The organism is Mesorhizobium sp. M0587, from assembly GCF_040320945.1.
GTDB lineage: Bacteria > Pseudomonadota > Alphaproteobacteria > Rhizobiales > Rhizobiaceae > Mesorhizobium.
This window is the reverse complement of sequence record NZ_JAMYQP010000001.1, coordinates 1-16,227: the sequence shown is the minus strand read 5'-3', so window position 1 is coordinate 16,227 and position 16,227 is coordinate 1. Positions and strand designations below refer to the sequence as shown.

General features: G+C 61.6%; 15 protein-coding genes. 1 reads left to right on the top strand and 14 read right to left on the bottom strand.

Annotation, left to right across the window (positions count from 1 at the left end):
* Positions 1-56 precede the first annotated feature (56 nt).
* Positions 57-1,352: a tyrosine-type recombinase/integrase gene (locus tag NKI49_RS00075; RefSeq protein WP_023783732.1), complete on the top strand. Its 1,296-nt coding sequence runs from the start codon at positions 57-59 to the stop codon at positions 1,350-1,352.
* 285 nt (positions 1,353-1,637) lie between these two features.
* Here the strand turns inward: NKI49_RS00075 and NKI49_RS00070 are convergent, their stop codons facing one another.
* The 14 genes from NKI49_RS00070 to NKI49_RS00005 form a co-directional block, all read right to left on the bottom strand.
* Positions 1,638-2,984: a type II toxin-antitoxin system HipA family toxin gene (locus tag NKI49_RS00070; RefSeq protein WP_051410228.1), complete on the bottom strand. Its 1,347-nt coding sequence runs from the start codon at positions 2,982-2,984 to the stop codon at positions 1,638-1,640.
* Between the two features lie 14 nt (positions 2,985-2,998).
* Positions 2,999-3,292, bottom strand: coding sequence for a helix-turn-helix domain-containing protein (locus NKI49_RS00065; RefSeq protein WP_023783734.1), 294 nt, complete (start codon positions 3,290-3,292; stop codon positions 2,999-3,001).
* Between the two features lie 691 nt (positions 3,293-3,983).
* Positions 3,984-4,262, bottom strand: coding sequence for a DUF2274 domain-containing protein (locus NKI49_RS00060; protein ID WP_023689356.1), 279 nt, complete (start codon positions 4,260-4,262; stop codon positions 3,984-3,986).
* Between the two features lie 13 nt (positions 4,263-4,275).
* Complete coding sequence (locus NKI49_RS00055; protein WP_023783735.1) at positions 4,276-5,493, bottom strand: TraB/TrbI/VirB10 family type IV secretion system protein; 1,218 nt, start codon at positions 5,491-5,493, stop codon at positions 4,276-4,278.
* Positions 5,494-5,503: 10 nt separating this feature from the next.
* Entirely contained in the window at positions 5,504-6,532 is a 1,029-nt protein-coding gene (gene trbG, locus NKI49_RS00050) for a P-type conjugative transfer protein TrbG (protein WP_023783736.1), read from the bottom strand.
* Positions 6,522-7,253, bottom strand: coding sequence for a conjugal transfer protein TrbF (gene trbF, locus NKI49_RS00045; protein WP_023692452.1), 732 nt, complete (start codon positions 7,251-7,253; stop codon positions 6,522-6,524). Before trbF ends, trbG begins: the two co-directional genes overlap by 11 nt.
* On the bottom strand, positions 7,254-8,576 hold the full coding sequence (trbL, locus tag NKI49_RS00040) for a P-type conjugative transfer protein TrbL (RefSeq protein WP_023783737.1): 1,323 nt from the start codon (positions 8,574-8,576) through the stop codon (positions 7,254-7,256).
* A gap of 36 nt (positions 8,577-8,612) precedes the next feature.
* The gene (gene trbJ / locus NKI49_RS00035) at positions 8,613-9,338 is read right to left on the bottom strand and encodes a P-type conjugative transfer protein TrbJ (RefSeq protein WP_352607996.1); all 726 of its coding nucleotides are present in this window, start codon (positions 9,336-9,338) and stop codon (positions 8,613-8,615) included.
* A complete protein-coding gene (trbE, locus tag NKI49_RS00030) occupies positions 9,335-11,785 on the bottom strand; it encodes a conjugal transfer protein TrbE (RefSeq protein ID WP_352607994.1) in 2,451 nt (816 codons plus the stop codon). The genes trbJ and trbE overlap by 4 nt, the downstream gene beginning before the upstream one ends.
* Positions 11,779-12,051 carry a VirB3 family type IV secretion system protein gene (locus tag NKI49_RS00025; RefSeq protein WP_023735761.1) on the bottom strand — a complete coding sequence of 91 codons (273 nt, stop codon included), beginning with the start codon at positions 12,049-12,051 and terminating at the stop codon, positions 11,779-11,781. The genes trbE and NKI49_RS00025 overlap by 7 nt, the downstream gene beginning before the upstream one ends.
* On the bottom strand, positions 12,051-12,359 hold the full coding sequence (locus NKI49_RS00020; protein ID WP_023735762.1) for a TrbC/VirB2 family type IV secretion system protein: 309 nt from the start codon (positions 12,357-12,359) through the stop codon (positions 12,051-12,053). Before NKI49_RS00020 ends, NKI49_RS00025 begins: the two co-directional genes overlap by 1 nt.
* Positions 12,360-12,370: 11 nt before the next feature.
* A complete protein-coding gene (trbB, locus tag NKI49_RS00015) occupies positions 12,371-13,339 on the bottom strand; it encodes a P-type conjugative transfer ATPase TrbB (RefSeq protein ID WP_023783740.1) in 969 nt (322 codons plus the stop codon).
* Positions 13,336-13,755, bottom strand: coding sequence for a hypothetical protein (locus NKI49_RS00010; protein ID WP_023783741.1), 420 nt, complete (start codon positions 13,753-13,755; stop codon positions 13,336-13,338). Before NKI49_RS00010 ends, trbB begins: the two co-directional genes overlap by 4 nt.
* A 115-nt stretch (positions 13,756-13,870) precedes the next feature.
* Entirely contained in the window at positions 13,871-15,901 is a 2,031-nt protein-coding gene (locus NKI49_RS00005; protein ID WP_023783742.1) for a conjugal transfer protein TraG, read from the bottom strand.
* Positions 15,902-16,227: the final 326 nt, after the last annotated feature.

The following is a 16,227-nucleotide window of genomic DNA, read 5'->3' as shown; positions in this document are numbered from 1 at the left end:
TTCCGTTGGTATTCGACATCCTGATGGTATCGAAACAGCCAAGGGAGACCTGACGAATGCCCCTCTCCGACGTGAAATGTCGAAATGCCCGCCCTGCTTCCAAGCTCGTGAAATTATCTGACGGGGGCGGGCTGCAGCTATGGGTACAGCCCACGGGCTCTCGCCTCTGGCGGGTCGCCTACCGCTTTAAGGGCAAGCAGAAACTGCTCGCGCTGGGCAGCTATCCCCTTATCTCTCTCGCCGAGGCACGGGAGGCGCGCGATGATGCTAAAAGGCTCCTGCTAGCTGGCGTCGACCCTGGAAAGGAACGCAGCTTGCAAAAGGCTGATTCGGCTAAGGACTCCTTTCGCTCAATCGCGGACGAATATGTCGACAAGCTAAAGAAGGAGGGACGTGCCGACCGGACGATCAGCAAGGTCAAATGGCTGCTCGACTTTGCCTATCCGATTATCGGCGATAAGTGCATTCGGGAGATCGATACGGCCACCATCCTTGCCGCCCTCCGTCGCGTTGAGGTTCGCGGTCGATACGAGTCGGCCAGGCGACTGCGCTCCACCATCGGCAGCGTGTTTCGATACGCAATCGCCACCGCACGCGCCGAGACAGATCCGACCTTCGCCCTCAGAGGCGCACTCATCAGTCCGACGGTAACGCCTCGCGCCGCGATTACCGATCAGAAGGCCTTGGGCGGTTTGCTGAGGGCGATCCATGCATTTGACGGACAGCCTACAACCCGAGCCGGTCTGAAGCTGATGGCTCTGATGTTTCCCCGCCCCGGCGAGCTTCGCTCCGCTGAATGGGAAGAGTTCGATTTTGAAAGCTCGGTATGGACCATCCCTGAAGCACGCATGAAAATGCGACGTCCGCACCGCATACCCCTGTCAAAGCAGGCGATCAGCGTCCTGACTTCACTGAGGGAAATCTCTGGTGGTGGATCGCTGCTGTTTCCTAGTGTTCGATCGGCTTCGCGTCCGATTTCCGACAACACGCTTAACGCCGCGCTGCGTCGTATGGGTTACGGCAAGGAAGAAGCAACCGCGCATGGTTTTCGAGCAACGGCATCAACTCTGCTGAACGAATGCGGCAAGTGGCATCCGGACGCCATAGAGCGGCAGCTGGCCCACATTGAGAACAACGACGTTCGGCGCGCCTACGCCCGGGCAGAGCACTGGGACGAGCGCGTGAAAATGATGCAATGGTGGGCCGACTATCTGGATGAACTCAAGAGCAAAAACCCGCGGGTGATCTCAATCGAGGGACGCCGCAAGCCAACGCGACCATCCACTTTGAACCCAACAGCGGCCGTTCACCAAACGCCGATGCAAATCTCTAACCGCCGGAAATCATACTGACCGTCGAAAAACGCCGAAACTCGCGCCAAATCGTCGGCCCGGAGGATCAACTTTCTCTCCGGGGTATCAATAAGGTTGGTGAATGATGACGGTTGGCCGAGAGCGGACTGGACGTTCGGCGGGAAGCTGCCGTTCTGCAGCCGACCCCATTCCCGTCATTCAAGATGCCGGATGGCCGGTTCCGAAACCGGCCATCTACCCGGCCCGGGGCCGCGCTACTAGAGCGAGAATCCCTTGGGCAGTGTGCGGTCCGTCCGTTTCGCCGGCATTAGTCCGTGGATCCGGCTATCCCCGCCCGACTTTCACCTCCACAACCTCCAGGGGCTCCGCGGCGGCTTCCTCTCCATAGATCCGGGATAAGCCCTTGATGCGCGTCGCGATCGCGTCGACGAGGCGACCAACGATCTCATGGATGATCCCCTCTTGGCGAAGCTCTTGGGCGCACTCCGATGCCATATCGGGCATCACCGCGAGCTGATGGCGGATCGTCCGCACCGTGTACTCGGCGCCGACCTTTGCTGAGGACGCACAGCGCCCCCAGTGGCGCGGCATGATCTCGTCGATCGGGTAGACTCTGTCGATCTTCATCGCCAGTTTAAGGTCGCGCATCTCAGCTTGGATCTCTCCCTCGCCCAGGTGCGGCAGAATGGAGGAGATGTCGTAGAGCGGAGCTAGGCGGGCCTCGCCCTGGGCACCGAGCAGCATCGAGTAGTTCTTTGCATGCGCGTCCGTGCCGGCGATGATCCAGTTGAAGACGTTCGCGGCCATGAAGGTCTGACGGTCTTGGACGGGGTCGAGGGAGGCCGACAGCACCTTTTTGGAGATCGTCGTGATACCTGGCCCACCCTGGTTCTCGTACTTTAGCGTCGGCATCACCGACAGGGCCTGGCACATGTCCTCCTGATGGATGCGGATGGTCTTGCCGTCGATGTTGCGGCGGTCGTAGCGCTCGAGAACGATCGCCTTTTCGCCTGCAAAGTCGAGAACCTGGCTGTGTGCAGCGTCCATGCCGAGCTTGCATGCAAGCTGCAGGCAGAAATGCTCGTTCTCAGTATGCCCGTGCAAGTGCGGCAAAGGCGGCTTTAAGATGTGTGTCGTGGGCGTGTCGCCTAGAGGAATACCCCAGCGATTGCTGCCCGTGTCGAAATGGAACGCCGTCTTTGCCTGCGCACCAGCGAGACTGAACTGACCAGGATCGCCGATTCGCCGGGTCGCTGCACCATCCTTGCGCAGATCGCGCAGGCGGTCGCCGATCTGCGCCTCGGTGAGCAACTCCACGTTCTCGCCGCAGGAAATCTGGTCGCCACGCGAAAGGAACTGGACGGCGCCGGCGCAGTCGCGGCCGACATTCTTGAGCAGGGCAAACGGGTTTCGGGCGGAGACCTGGAACCTCTGCGCCCATCTGGCGAGGGTCTGCTCATTATCCGGCAGTAGGCCCCAGAGGAATGCCTCGACGACCTTGCCCTCGTAGGTCCTGGTGATCGTCGGCATGGACAGGGAGAGCGGGATCGCCACCCGGCCTTCCATCCATGCCTCGTGATAGGAGAACGAAAGCTTGCCGCCCTGCAGGTGGTGGAGCCCCCCAACCGGTCTGCCAGCGATATAGACGTCGAGGGTGTCGATCGGGTTCACATGATCATCGTCATCTAGAGCTTGTAGGGAATCTCGTCGTCGTCATGGTCGACATGCCGTTCATCGGCATTATGATGATGATCAGCCGACGTCGGCGCCGGCGGGATCTGAAAGTCCATCTCCACACCAAGCGTGGTCAGCGCCAGCAGCACGTTGCCGATCTCGGCGCTGGGCTTGCCGTTCTCGATCCACGACACCCACGTCTGCGTCGTGTTGATCATTTTGGCCAAGGCAGCCTGTGACAGGCCGCGCCGGGTGCGGGCCTCCTTGATCAGGATTCCAATGTCGCGAGCTGTTCTGATCTTCATGGCGTATACGATTTCTGTATGAGCTAGCCTGATATAGGCTCGTATATGACGGGTGTCAATATACGTTACTATATCAATTTAACGCTATATAGGTTTACATATCGGCAACCTTCATATACGAACCTATATAAAATCATTGCGCCACGCAACAATGTGCGATCGACCTTTCGCCACGGTACCATCGAGAATGACCGCTGGTCGAGAACTCAACAACGTTGTCGGGGCCGGGAGCGGTCTGGTCCGCTATTCAATTACTGTTGGCGAGAAGCTGTCATTCAGCATCCGGTCTGGCGGCATCCTGACAAGATCGATTTTTTGTCCGAAGAGAACGAGGCCGGCCGCAAGAAAAAGCCACGGCTTTTATGCACAACCTTTATTGTCTAGCAGGCTTAGTTGTTCCCCTGAAACTTGAATCTCCCTCAGACTCAGTGTCTTCTCAGGGTAACCTCTGGGATTAGACATGCCTTCAGGCTCCTTTCAACACCGCGTGTGGCAATGGATTGTCGCGTGCTTTCCGACGCCGGCGCACCTCGATGTACAGGAGCGCAATCATCGCTTCCTTGAAGAGGCGCTCGAACTCGCTCAGGCGAATTCCTGCACAAAGGAGGAGGCACTCGAACTGGTGGAGTACGGACCGGCGGCAACGCGGTCAGGATCAAGAACCTAGCGTGCTCCAAAACGACACCAAGCGCTAACCGTTGTCCAGTGTGGAAGATGATTGCCTTCGTGGTTTCTCCGACGCGCCGGCGCCCGGCAGACCTTCCTTTCTGGCCTTGGCAAACGCCCGGTCGCCTTCCAGGAACCCGACCAGCATAAAGGGGATCAGTTCCGCCACCGTTTCGGACTCGCCATAGGTCTCACGGTAAAGTGCGGCATAGTCGTTGAGTGCTTGGCTCAAGTCGGCGCCAACGGTGATGGTGATCTTCGAAGGTGTCCGGTCCGGAAGTTTTCCGAGTTTCAGGTTAGCCATGAAGTCCTCCTGTTCACCCCGTGTATGGCCGCAACACGAGGTCCTTGTGCACGATGACGCGCAACGGCCAACCAGGGCGCACGGTGATCGTGGGTTGGACGTTCAGGTTCTTTTCAGTGATCCGTTGGCCCGCTTGACTGACGTTCTGCTGGGTGGATTCACGAATTGCCTTGACCAAGTCGCTTTCATTTTCCCCAAAGCTCAATTCGGTGCCCACGCCCAGCAAGGTGGCGAGCGCAATGCCCTTGATCAGCTGCCAGGTATGGAAATCCACCTTGTCCTCGAGCCCGGCATAGCCGGCCGCGTCGGTCACGGGCAGATTGTCGATTTCGGTAGAGGAGCCGTCCGGCATCACGATGCGTTGCCACACCAACAGAGCGCGCCTTTGCCCAAAGGCTACAACGCTGTCGTAGGTGCCGATCAGCCGTGAGCCCTGCGGGATGAGCAGGATGCTGCCGGTGACGCTGTCGTGCACATTCTCGGTGATCTGGGCGACGACAAGGCCGGGCAGATCAGAATTGATGCCGGTGATCAGGCTTGCAGCGATCACGCTACCGGCCATGATCTGATAGGGCGAAGCCGGCGTCTGCAGTGCATGCGGATTGTAGATCCCGCCGGTGTTCCGTTGATCGATGAAATCGAGCTTGCGCTGTTGATTGTTCTGGTCGCCCTCGGCCGGCGCGACGGAAGCTCGCTGGCTTTCGGTATCTGGCTGCGGAGACGCCGTCTCGAAAGGCGAACGTCCGCCCTGCCCACTGCCAAAAGCTTCCGTCTGCTGGAGCCGTTTTTCGATGCGGAAGAGGACTTGCGACTCGCGCGCCTCAATCGCTTGTTGTGCAAGCCGCTGCGCCTCGGCGGAAACGTCTTGCCCAGGTGCGATGCCAAGCTGGCGCTGGTGCTCGAGAATAGGACGGCCGAGATCCCCGGGCAGCGGCGGTCCAAGCACCGGAGCCTTCGGCTTGCTCCCGGAATAGTCCTTAGGCAGCGATTCAAGTCCCTCGGCGGTCGGCTTGCGGTCCGTGCTGTAGAGCTCTTCGGCCTGCTGTTTCAGGCGCAATGCGGATCCCTGCAGCGCCATCATCGTGACGCCAAAAACAGCGCCGGAACCAACAGCAGCGATCGCGACGATTATGCCGCGCCTGAACCGCACCGGTCGGCGGGGCGAGGCTCGCAGCTGCAGCTGTTCGGGATTGAGCTTCGGCGGAGCATTCGGATGGGAAGTATCGGTCATGAGCCTCCCCTCACCTGCCAAAACGCGAAAACAGCGAAACCCGCCGCGGCGGTTGCCGACCGTCGGTTCTCGTAATGCGCACCACCTGCTGCTGTTTGGTGCCCAGCCTTAGCTCGGCCGCAGCAAAGAGGCGATCGACGATGTAGTAGTTGCCGCGCATGCGATAGTTGACGAGCTGGTTGTTCCCGTCGGCTCCGACGATGAAGAGCGGCGGCGCCTCACCTTGGTCGATACGGCGCGGGAATTCGATATAGACCCTGCTGCCATCATCAAAGGCGCGCGTCGGTCTCCACGGTGGCGTGTCGCCGGCGATCGAATAGCGGAAGCGGATGTTTTCGAGTGCTACGTTCGAGGCTGCGGGCATTTCAGCCTCGGCCTGAGCGTTGCGCCGCCGAAGCGCCACGAGTTGGTCTTCGCTGTAAATCCAGGAGAGCGCCGCCATGGCAGTTTTCTCAGTGCTTTGAAGCTGCAGGTGATAGGATCGCCTGTCCGTCGTGATGACCAAATTGGTGGCAAGCCCCGGCGCGAATGGCTTCACCAGCACATGAGTGCGCTGGTCATCGCCTGAGCCACTAACGGTGTCACCGATCACCCAACGGACCGTATCGCCGGCTGAGACCGAGGTCAGCTTCTCGCCCCGCTGCAATGAGATATCGGTGACGCGCTCCGGCGCGGCGTAGAGCTGGTAGAGCGCGCCGTCGGCAAAGGGGTAAACCTGCACCGCATTGACATAGCCAAACTTGGTGGGTTGTTGCGTCGCCGCCTTGTTGGCATCGGCGACCTGTTCTTCCGGCGAGCGCTTATCTGGGGCGGGCTTGCCGGGTGCGGGCATCAACTGACCAGGCAACGGTAACGGTTTCGGCACTTCCACGACCTTGACCGGCTTCTCCGCCGCCTTCTCGATCGCGGCTGGTTTGAAGTCCTCGTGGTCATAGGAAATCTGAGGCGGCGGCACTGGTTTCGAGGCACAGGCCGAAAGAACCGCAGCAGACGCCGACAGGATCAAGGCAGCACGAAGCAATGGGGCTCTATTTGTCATTGGCGGGCTCCTTAGGGGAAACGGGGGTTGGCGCGGCGCTGTCGAGCTCGCGCGACCAGTCGATGGCGTTGATGAAGACGCCGAGCGGGTTCTTGCGCAGCTGCTCGGTTGTCCTAGGCGGGCGGATGAGGATGGTGAGGATCCCGATCCAGCGCGTCGTGCTGGCGAGGCTGCCGCGCTCGAACACCTGCTCGGTCCATTTGACCTGGAACGAGCTGTCGGAAGCCCTGACCACGCTGGTCACCTGCACTGACACGCTACGCGTGCCGATTTGGCCGAAAGGGTCGTTCGCCTTGGCATATTCGTTGAGGAAGAGCGCCGCTCGGTCGGTGGCAAAGTCGTAGGCCGACAGCCAATTCTGCCGCACCAGAACCGCATCGGTGGAAACCGAACGAACATTCTGGATGAAGCGGCTGAGATGCCAGGCGATCTGGGCATCGTCGGGCTGGTAGTTTTGGACTGCCGGCGCGACCGCGTGCGCCTCGCCAAAGCGGTCGACCTCGACGACATAAGGCACGACGCGGCCCTGCATCGACTGCCACAGAAGCCCACCGGAAAGCCCCGTCGTCAGAGCCAGGCAGCCAAAGGCCATGAAGCGCCAGTTCTTGGCCTGCACGCGCGCCGCGCCGATGCGCTCATCCCAGAGTTGGCTGGCCTTCTGGTAGGGTGTTACGGGTTCGGGCGTCTTTCCATAACGCTGAACGGGTCGCTTGAAGAGCATCTAGTCTTCCTTGTCATTGAGGGAGGGATTGGCGCCGCTTCCGCCCCGATCTCCATCGCGCACCGCCTGCGTGGCAGCATTGCGATGGGCGCGTGCGGTCTGTTCGGAACGCAGACGCCTTGCCCAGGCAGGCGCGGCCGCGGGAGCTGTAACTGGAGAGCTTCCGCTCATCGAGCTGGTCGGCATGCCGCCGGTCGCGGTCCAGCCGGCATCGCGACCGGCGTCGGCACTACGGCGGAATGGTTCTGCTGCGGATCGCATTCCCCGCATCGCGGCGCCGCTAGCGGCACTCGCAACCCCCTGCAGCCCAGCAGCTACCCCGGACAGCCCGGACTCGGGCGATGTCGCGCGCCCCGTCTGCCAAGCGACGGTGGCAGCGGACCCCATGGCGGCGCCAGCACGGACTGCGGCGAGGCCGCCGCCTGTTGCCATGCGCGCGCCGGCAAACGCAGCGCCTCCGGCAACGAGCGTTGATCCAGCTGCGGCCGCCGTTGTTCCAAGTGCCGCGCCGGCGCCAAGCTGCGGCGCGCCGGAAACAAGACCCGAGGCAATCCCGGGGCCGAAAATGCCGAGCCCAAGCAGCGCCAGCGCACCCAGCACCTGAGACATGGCCGCCGCCAGGTCCGGCTCCTGGCCCTGCAGGGCGGAAGCGAACTCGCCAAAGAGCGTGGAGCCGATGCCGACGATGACGGCAAGCACCATCACCTTGATGCCCGACGAAATCACATTGCCGAGCACGCGCTCGGCCAGAAACGCCGAGCGGTTCCAGAGTGCGAAGGGCACCAGGACGAAGCCGGCCAGCGTGGTGAGCTTGAACTCGAGGATGGTGATGAAGAGCTGGATGGAAAGAATGAAGAATGCGATGAGGACCAGGAACCAGGCCAGAAGCAGCACGAAGATGGTGAGCGCGTTACCGAAGATCTCGGGGAAGCCTACTAGCTGGCTCGCTTGATTGAGGAGCGGCCAGGCGCCCTCGAAGCCGGCCGCGGCAATGCGGCCTGGCCGCAGGAGACTGTCGGCGGACAGGTTGCCGGCCGATGCGTTGATGCCGAGACCGGCAAAGGAGCGGTAAATTATGTCGGCGAGGTTCTTGAAATTGTTCAGGACGAAGGCGAAGGCGCCGACATAGAGCACTTTGCGAACAAGCCGGCCAAGTATGTTGGGCTCGCCGCCGAACGCCCAGACCAAGCCCGCGAGCGTGATGTCAATGCCGATCAGAATGGTGGTGAGAAAGGCGACGTCGCCCGAAAGCAGACCGAACCCACTGTCAATGTAGCGGGTAAAGGTCTCCATGAAGCGATCGATGACTCCGAGGTCGTTCATGTCGCCGCCTTCCTCGTTGTCTTGAAGAACTGCCGCTCAGTTGCCGGGATAAGCCGTGCCGGTGCCCAGGAAACGCTTCGTCGTCTCGCGAGCGGCTTGCTCAGACTGCGCCTTGCGCGCCGCATCCTCGGCTTCGGCCCGGAACTGGGTCGCAAGCAGCGTCTGGATCTGCATCTGCTGCTTGGTCGAAAGCGCGATCAGCTGATTGGTAGCCTGGCTTGCCTCGAGGGCACCTGCCGCGCCCTGACTGCGATTGACGAGATCGGTAAGCAGGTCGCCATCGGCCTGCACGTTCTCGACGATCTGCGACTGCGCGCTCATGGTCTGGCGGAACGCCTGCATGGCGCTCTGCCAGCGCTCGCGCGCGGCGCTCGCCACATCGCTGACCTTGATGGTGGCGTCGTAGCTTTCCGGATATTGCTGGCGCCACTGGTCCTGCAGCTTGTCGAGATCGAAGCTCAGGCCGCTCGCCTGGGTCATCAGACCGTCAATCCGTTGGAGCGAGCCGGTAAGCTGGCCCACGGAAGAGAAATCCAGGCGCTGAAGGTTGCGCGCCATGTTCTGCAGCATGGTCGCCTGGTTCTGAAGCGACTGGATTTGGTTGTTGATCTGCTCCAATGCGCGTGCTGCCGACAGCACATTCTGCGTATAGTTGGACGGGTCAAACACGATGAGCGCATAGGCCGGCTGGACGTAGTCAGCCATCGGTTTGGCGATCAGGGAAACGGTGACCAGGTTAGTAAAAAGGCGGCGTCCGATCATGACGATTGCTCCTTGTTAGGTTGAGGAAATTGCTGGAGAAGCTCGGCAGCCCAATCCAGGCCGCGCGCACTGAAGAAACGGGCGGCAAAGCTGCCCTGCCCTTCTTCGGAAAGAATATTGTCGATCAGGTTCTGCGCGGCCGGGTCGGAGGCGCCGCAAAGCGCAAGAGCGATCGGGCCTAGCCCGAGCTCGAAGAGGCGATTGCCGCGGCGCGACTGCAGATAGTAGTGGCGCTTCGGCGTGGCGCGGGCGACCAATTCGATCTGTCGCTCATTAAGACCGAAGCGCTCATAGGCTGCCCGTGCCTGCGGCTCCACCGCACGATCATTGGGGAGAAAAATGCGCTGCGGGCAACTCTCGATGATTGCCGGTGCGATAGAAGAGCCGGCGATGTCGGCAAGCGACTGCGTCGCGAAGATGACGGAGACGTTTTTCTTACGCAGTACCTTAAGCCATTCGCGGATGCGGGCGGCAAAGAGCGGGTTGTCGAGATAGACCCAGGCCTCGTCGAGCATGAGCAGCGTCGGCCGCCCGTCAAACCGGTCCTCAAGACGATGGAACATATAGGTGAGCACAGGCAGCACAGCGCCTTGGCTGTGCATCAGCTCCTGGGTCTCGAAACACTGCACATCCGAGATGGCCAGCCGGTCGTCATCGGCATCGAGCAGCCGGCCGAATGGACCGTCGAGCGTGTAGGGCATCAACGCCGATTTGAGCGCATTGGACTGAAGCAGGACCGACAGGCCAGTCAGCGTGCGTTCCTGCGCCGGCGCGGTGGCGAGGCTGGTGAGCGCCGACCAGATTGCCTCCTTCACCTCCGGGGTGACGGTGACATTCTCGTGGGCAATGAGGCCGGCGATCCATTCGGCCGCCCAGCTCTGTGTGGCCGGGTCGTCGATGTGGCGCAGCGGCTGGAAAGCAAGCGCACCATTCGCACCCAACGCATGGTGGTCGCCGCCCATGGCAAGCGCGGCGGCGCGGGCCGAATTGCCTTTGTCGAAGACATAGATTTGCGCGCCAGCGTAGCGCCGGAACTGCAAAGCGATCAGGGCAAGCAGAACCGACTTGCCGGCGCCGGTCGGCCCGACAATCAGCATGTGGCCGACATCGCCCATATGGGTCGAAAGCCGAAACGGCGTCGAGCCGCTGGTTTCGGCGAAAAGAAGCGGCGGAGCGTAATCGCCGGTGACCTCGGCAAGATGCTCGTTCTCCGCTGGACCTGCCCACACGGACGACAGCGGCATGAGATGGGCAAGGTTAAGCGTGTGAACGAGCGGCTGGCGAACGTTGGCGTAGACATGACCCGGCAATGAACCAAGCCACGCCTCGACGGCATTGATGCTTTCGCGAATGGTGGTGAAGCCGAGCCCGTTGACGATCCGCTCGACGGCGCGAAGCTTTTCCGCGGCGGCTTTACGGTTCTGATCCCACACCGTCACCGTTGTGGTGAGATAGCCGAAGCCGACATGATCGCCGCCCAATGCCTGCAGTGCTGCATCGGCATCGAGCGCCTTGTTGTCGGCGTCGCTGTCGACGAGAGGCACCGGTTCGTTGGTCACCACCTCGCGCAGAATAGCCGCGATCGATTTGCGCTTGGCAAACCACTGCCGGCGGAGCCGAGTCAGCGTCTTCGTGGCTTCCGCCTTATCGAGTGGAATGAAGCGCGTCACCCAGCGATAGGCGAAATCCTGGTTATTGAGCGCATCAAGGATTCCTGGCCGGGTGACGTTCGGAAAGCCGAGAACTGTGAGCGTGCGCAGATGCTGTTCGCCCAGCATCGGCTCTAGGCCGCCGGTCAGCGGCGCGTCAACCAGGACGCCGTCGAGATACATTGGCGTCTCCGGCACGGCGACCGGATGACGGCGTGTCGAGATCGTGCCGTGCAGGTACGTCAGGGTCTCGGCATCGTCGAGCGCGCGCACCTCGGGCACGAAGCCCGAAAGAAGATCGAGAACGCGGTCAGTCTCGTCTCGGAACCGGGCAAGCTCCTGGCGCCAGTCTCTTTCCCCTCCCAAGTCATGCGAGTCGACGAGAGCACTTTCCGCGCGCGCTTGGCCATCGGGCCCAGGCATGAAGACCAAGGTCAGATGATAGATGCTCTCGAAATGCGCGACCTTGCCCTCGAAGGCCGAGCGCCGTTCCTCATCGATCAGCCATGAGGCAGCATCGGGAAGCGCCGAGCTCGGATAGCCCAGCGCTTCGCTGCGCTCGGCCTCGAAGAATAATGCCCAGCCGGAGCCGAGCCTTTTCAGCGCATTGTTTGCCCGCGCGTATATGCCGATAAGTTCGGCCTCCGTCGCGCTTTCAAGGTCGGGGCCACGAAACCGCAATGTCCGTTGGAAGCTGCCATCCTTGTTGAGCACGATGCCGGGCGCGACGAGTGCTGCCCAGGGCAGATGGTCGGCAAGCCGGTCGGCTTTGCCGCGGTATTCGGAAAGCTTCAGCATGCAAGCCAGCCCTTCTGACGAAGATGACGGACAAGTACGCTGGCAAAGTCCGGGTCGCGCCGTGCGGCAAAGACCGCGAGCGTGTGGCCGGCGATCCAGAGCACTAGACCGCCAATCCACTGCTGCAGGCCAAGGCCGATTGCGGCGGCCGCAGTGCCGTTAAGGATCGCCACCGCCCGCGGCGCGCCACCGAGCAGGATCGGCTCAGTCAGCGCCCGGTGGACGGGCACCTCGAAGCCTTGGATATGCTTCTCTCCCATGGCCATCAGACGAGCGCCCCGCCACCAAAGGAGAAGAAGGAGAGAAAGAAGCTCGAGGCCGCGAAGGCAATCGACAGGCCAAAGACGATCTGGATCAGCCGGCGGAAACCGCCGGCCGTGTCGCCGAACGCAAGGGTAAGGCCAGTGGTTATGATGATAATCACGGCAACGATCTTGGCCACCGGCCCCTGCACCGATTCCAGGATCTGCTGAAGCGGCTGTTCCCAGGGCATGCCGGAGCCGGCAGCGTGAGCCTGGGCCGTGAGAAGAAGCGCGACGGCGGCGGACGAAAGAAAGCAAATTTTCTTGCGCATGAGATGACCTTTCAAAGCTGCTGGAGTTGCGGAAGAGTGAGCTGGCCAACGGCGTAGTCGCCACTGCCGTCGAGGCCTGTGACCTCGGCAATCGCGTCTATGCGGCGCGACGATCCGCGTCCGGCGATGAAGACAATCAGGTGGACAGCATCGGCGATCAGCCGGCGGGGAACGGTGACGACCGCTTCCTGGGCGAGCTGCTCGATCCGGTAGAGGGCCGAGCGCGCCGAATTGGCGTGGACCGTGGTGATGCCGCCGGGGTGACCGGTGTTCCACGCCTTCAGCATGTCGAGCGCTTCCGCGCCTCTGACTTCGCCGACGATGATGCGGTCGGGCCTCAGCCGTAGGGTCGAGCGTACGAGATCGGCAAGTGTGACGGAGCCCCGCCTCGTCCTCAGCGCAACACAGTCCTTGGCCGCGCATTGCAGCTCGCGGGTGTCCTCAATGAGGATCACCCGCTCATCGCATTCGGCGACTTCTGCCAGAAGAGCATTGGCAAGGGTCGTTTTGCCCGATGATGTGCCGCCGGCGACCAGGATGTTGCGCCGCTCGCGTACCGCCTTCCTCAGGGCATCAGCCTGCAGCGGGAGCATGATGCGATCGGCGACATAGTTGGCCAGCGTGTAGAGTTTTGCTGCCGGCTTGCGGATGGCGAAGCATGGCGCCAGCACGACCGGCGGTAGCAGACCCTCGAAGCGCTCGCCTGATGGCAATTCGGCACTGACAATCGGACTATCTGCATGCGCCTCGGCGCGCACGTGAGAGGCAACGAGGCGGACGATGCGTTCGGCCTCGGATGGATACATATGCACGCCGGTATCGACCCGGCCTTCTCCCAACCGGTCGAGCCGCAGCGCGCCGTCAGGGTTGACCATCACCTCGATGACGGTCGGATCGGCAAGGGCCTCGGTGATCGCGGGGCCCATGGCTGTGCGCAGCATGGCGCGGCGGCGGTGGTCGGCTGCGGGATGAGAGCTCATCCTTCGCCTCCATTGCCATTGCCATTGCCGTTGCCAAGCGAGCGCTTCCCGGAGGCGATCTGGCGACCGACCTGCTCGACGAATTTGTCAAAGCGCTCTTGGGCAATCGCCTGTGTCGCCCGATCCGGGACCGGCGTGTGGGAATGAAGCGTAATCGAAAAGCGGATAAAGAGCGCCAGGCTCTCCAGGAGCATCTCGACATCGCGCCTGACATGGCCGAGGTCGCGGGAAAGACGGTCGAGCCGCTTGCCGTAGCGCTGATCGAGCTCGTTCTCGCCGCGCCGTTCGATGAAGGCCTCGACCGCTCTGGCCACGATCGCCGATTTGGTGGTCGAAGGATTGCGGCTGAGGGTCTCGAGCTTCTCGCTCAATTCCGGTTCGAGCAGAAATTGGTGGCGAATGCGGTGAGACTTCATGCGCTCGTTCCGATGGACCGGCGCTGATGCGCCGGTGAGAACGAGCATCGTCGAGATCCGCAAAATCGCTTATGGGCGTTATTTACGCCGAGATACGCCCGAGCCGGGGAAGCGCTCAGAAGCCGGGCAAGATGTCCCTGTCGTCGCCCCGTCCCTCGTTGATGCCATAGGCGCGCGCGGCAGTGGAAATCCGATCCATGACGCGCTTGTCGGCGAGTACCTCGCTGTCATCGTCGGCGGGCTTGAACAGGTTGTCCTGGTGTGACTCCTGCGCGACGATGGTCTGTTCGTCGGGCAGGCCGGGATGTCGCTGCTGTTGCACGCCGCCCTCGTCTTCGATCGTCGCGCCGGCGCTTTCGTCGTCGGTGGCTAGACGGCGGTCAACGCTGCGGACCTGCCCAGACCAATCCTCTGGACGCAACGGAGGACGATCGACATAGGGACCGTCGAGCAGCGCCGGCGCAGGCACCACCCGCTCGGTGAAATTCCGATCCTCGTAGTAACGCAACTTTTTGGCACGGATGGGCGGCAACCCCGAAACCAGCACCAGCTCGTCGGATGGTGGCAGCTGCATCACCTCGCCCGGAGTCAGCAGCGGCCGGGCAGTCTCCTGGCGGCTCACCATGACGTGCGAGAGCCATGGTGCCAGCCGGTGGCCGGCGTAATTGCGCATGGATCTCAGTTGCGTCGCTGTGCCCAGCGCGTCCGAAATGCGCTTGGCCGTTCGCTCGTCATTGGAGGAAAAGGCAATCCGCACATGACAGTTGTCGAGAATGGCGTTGTTTTCGCCATACGCTTTTGAAATCTGATTCAAGGATTGCGCGATCAGATAGGCGCGAATGCCGTAGCCAGCCATAAAGGCGAGTGCGGTCTCGAAGAAGTCGAGCCGCCCGAGTGCAGGAAATTCGTCAAGCATCATGAGCAACTGATGCTTTCGGCTCTTCTTGGGATCTCCCTCTAGGCGCTCCGTCAGCCGTCTGCCGATCTGATTGAGCACCAGTCGCACCAGCGGCTTGGTGCGAGAGATGTCTGATGGAGGCACGACCAGATAGAGCGACATCGGTCGTTCTGCATCCGTTAGATCGGCAATACGCCAGTCGCAGGCCGATGTTGCCGCCGCCACAGTGGGATCGCGGTAGAGCCCCAGAAACGACATGGCGGTCGAAAGAACGCCTGAACGCTCGTTCTCTGACTTGTTCAGCACCTCACGCGCCGCCGAGGCCACGACAGGATGAACCTTGGGACTGTCGGGCACTCCAAGGTGGTTGGTCGTCATCATTCGCTGCAGCGTCGTGGCAAACGAGCGTTGCGGGTCCGACAGGAAGGTGGCGACACGAGCGAGCGTCTTTTCTTCTTCGGCGTACAGCACGTGCAGTATGGCCCCGACCAAGAGTGAGTGACTAGTCTTCTCCCAATGATTCCGCCGCTCCAGCGCGCCTTCCGGATCGACGAGAATGTCGGCGATGTTCTGAACGTCGCGGACCTCATCTGAACCCCTGCGCACTTCCAGCAGCGGGTTGTACCGCGCCGACCTTGGATCGGTCGGGTTGAACAAAAGGGAGTAGGTGAACTTCGACCGCCAGCCGGAGGTCAGCTGCCAGTTCTCGCCTTTGATGTCGTGAATGACGGCCGAGCCGGTCCAGGAAAGAAGCGTCGGAACAACTAGTCCGATGCCCTTGCCCGAACGTGTCGGCGCAAAGGCCATGACGTGTTCCGGCCCGTCATGGCGCAGATAGTGATCCTCCAGTTTGCCAAGGAAAACGCCGGCCGGCTGAAACAGGCCTGCCTTCTCGATTTCCCGAGCCGCGGCCCATCGTGAGGAACCATAGGTGGTGACCAACCCACTCTGCCGCGCGCGCCAGAGGGAGCCAGCTATTGCGGCCGCACAGCCCAGGAACCCGCTGGCTCCGGCAAGTGCGCCCGCCTTGTCGAACACCTCAGGCGCGTAGGCATCGAAATGGAACCACCAACCGAACAGTTGCCACGGCTTGTAGATCGGCCAGCCGGCTGCGACAAACCATGGGGGTCCGAGTTGCGGCTGATAGTCTAACGTTTGGGCACACCATTGCGTTGCTGTCCAAACACCAAAGATGACAAAGGCGAAGACAACGGCGATCTGCCCAATTAGAACCTTGGTGGGTGTCATGGCGCTGTTCCTGTGTGTGCCTGAGGCCAAGCATCGAGCCATTCAACACGAACGCGAATGGCCGTCAGGCACTACCTGCTGCGATGATATCCGATCGACGCTCGGCGTGGGGCAAGTAGCCGAAAAGGCACTCCGGCCTTCTTTTACGCCTCGCTAGCAAAGCCGATCATGGCCCGCCGGCAGCTTGCGCCCTGGAAATGGGGCCACGCGGGGTCTTCAACTTGTCGACCGTGAACAATCCGGGCTCTAAGCGGCGACCGGCTTGGGCCGGAGTTGGAAGAGAGCGATCAAGAGGGACAAAAAACCCTTCAGCCACCTGAGCAGGA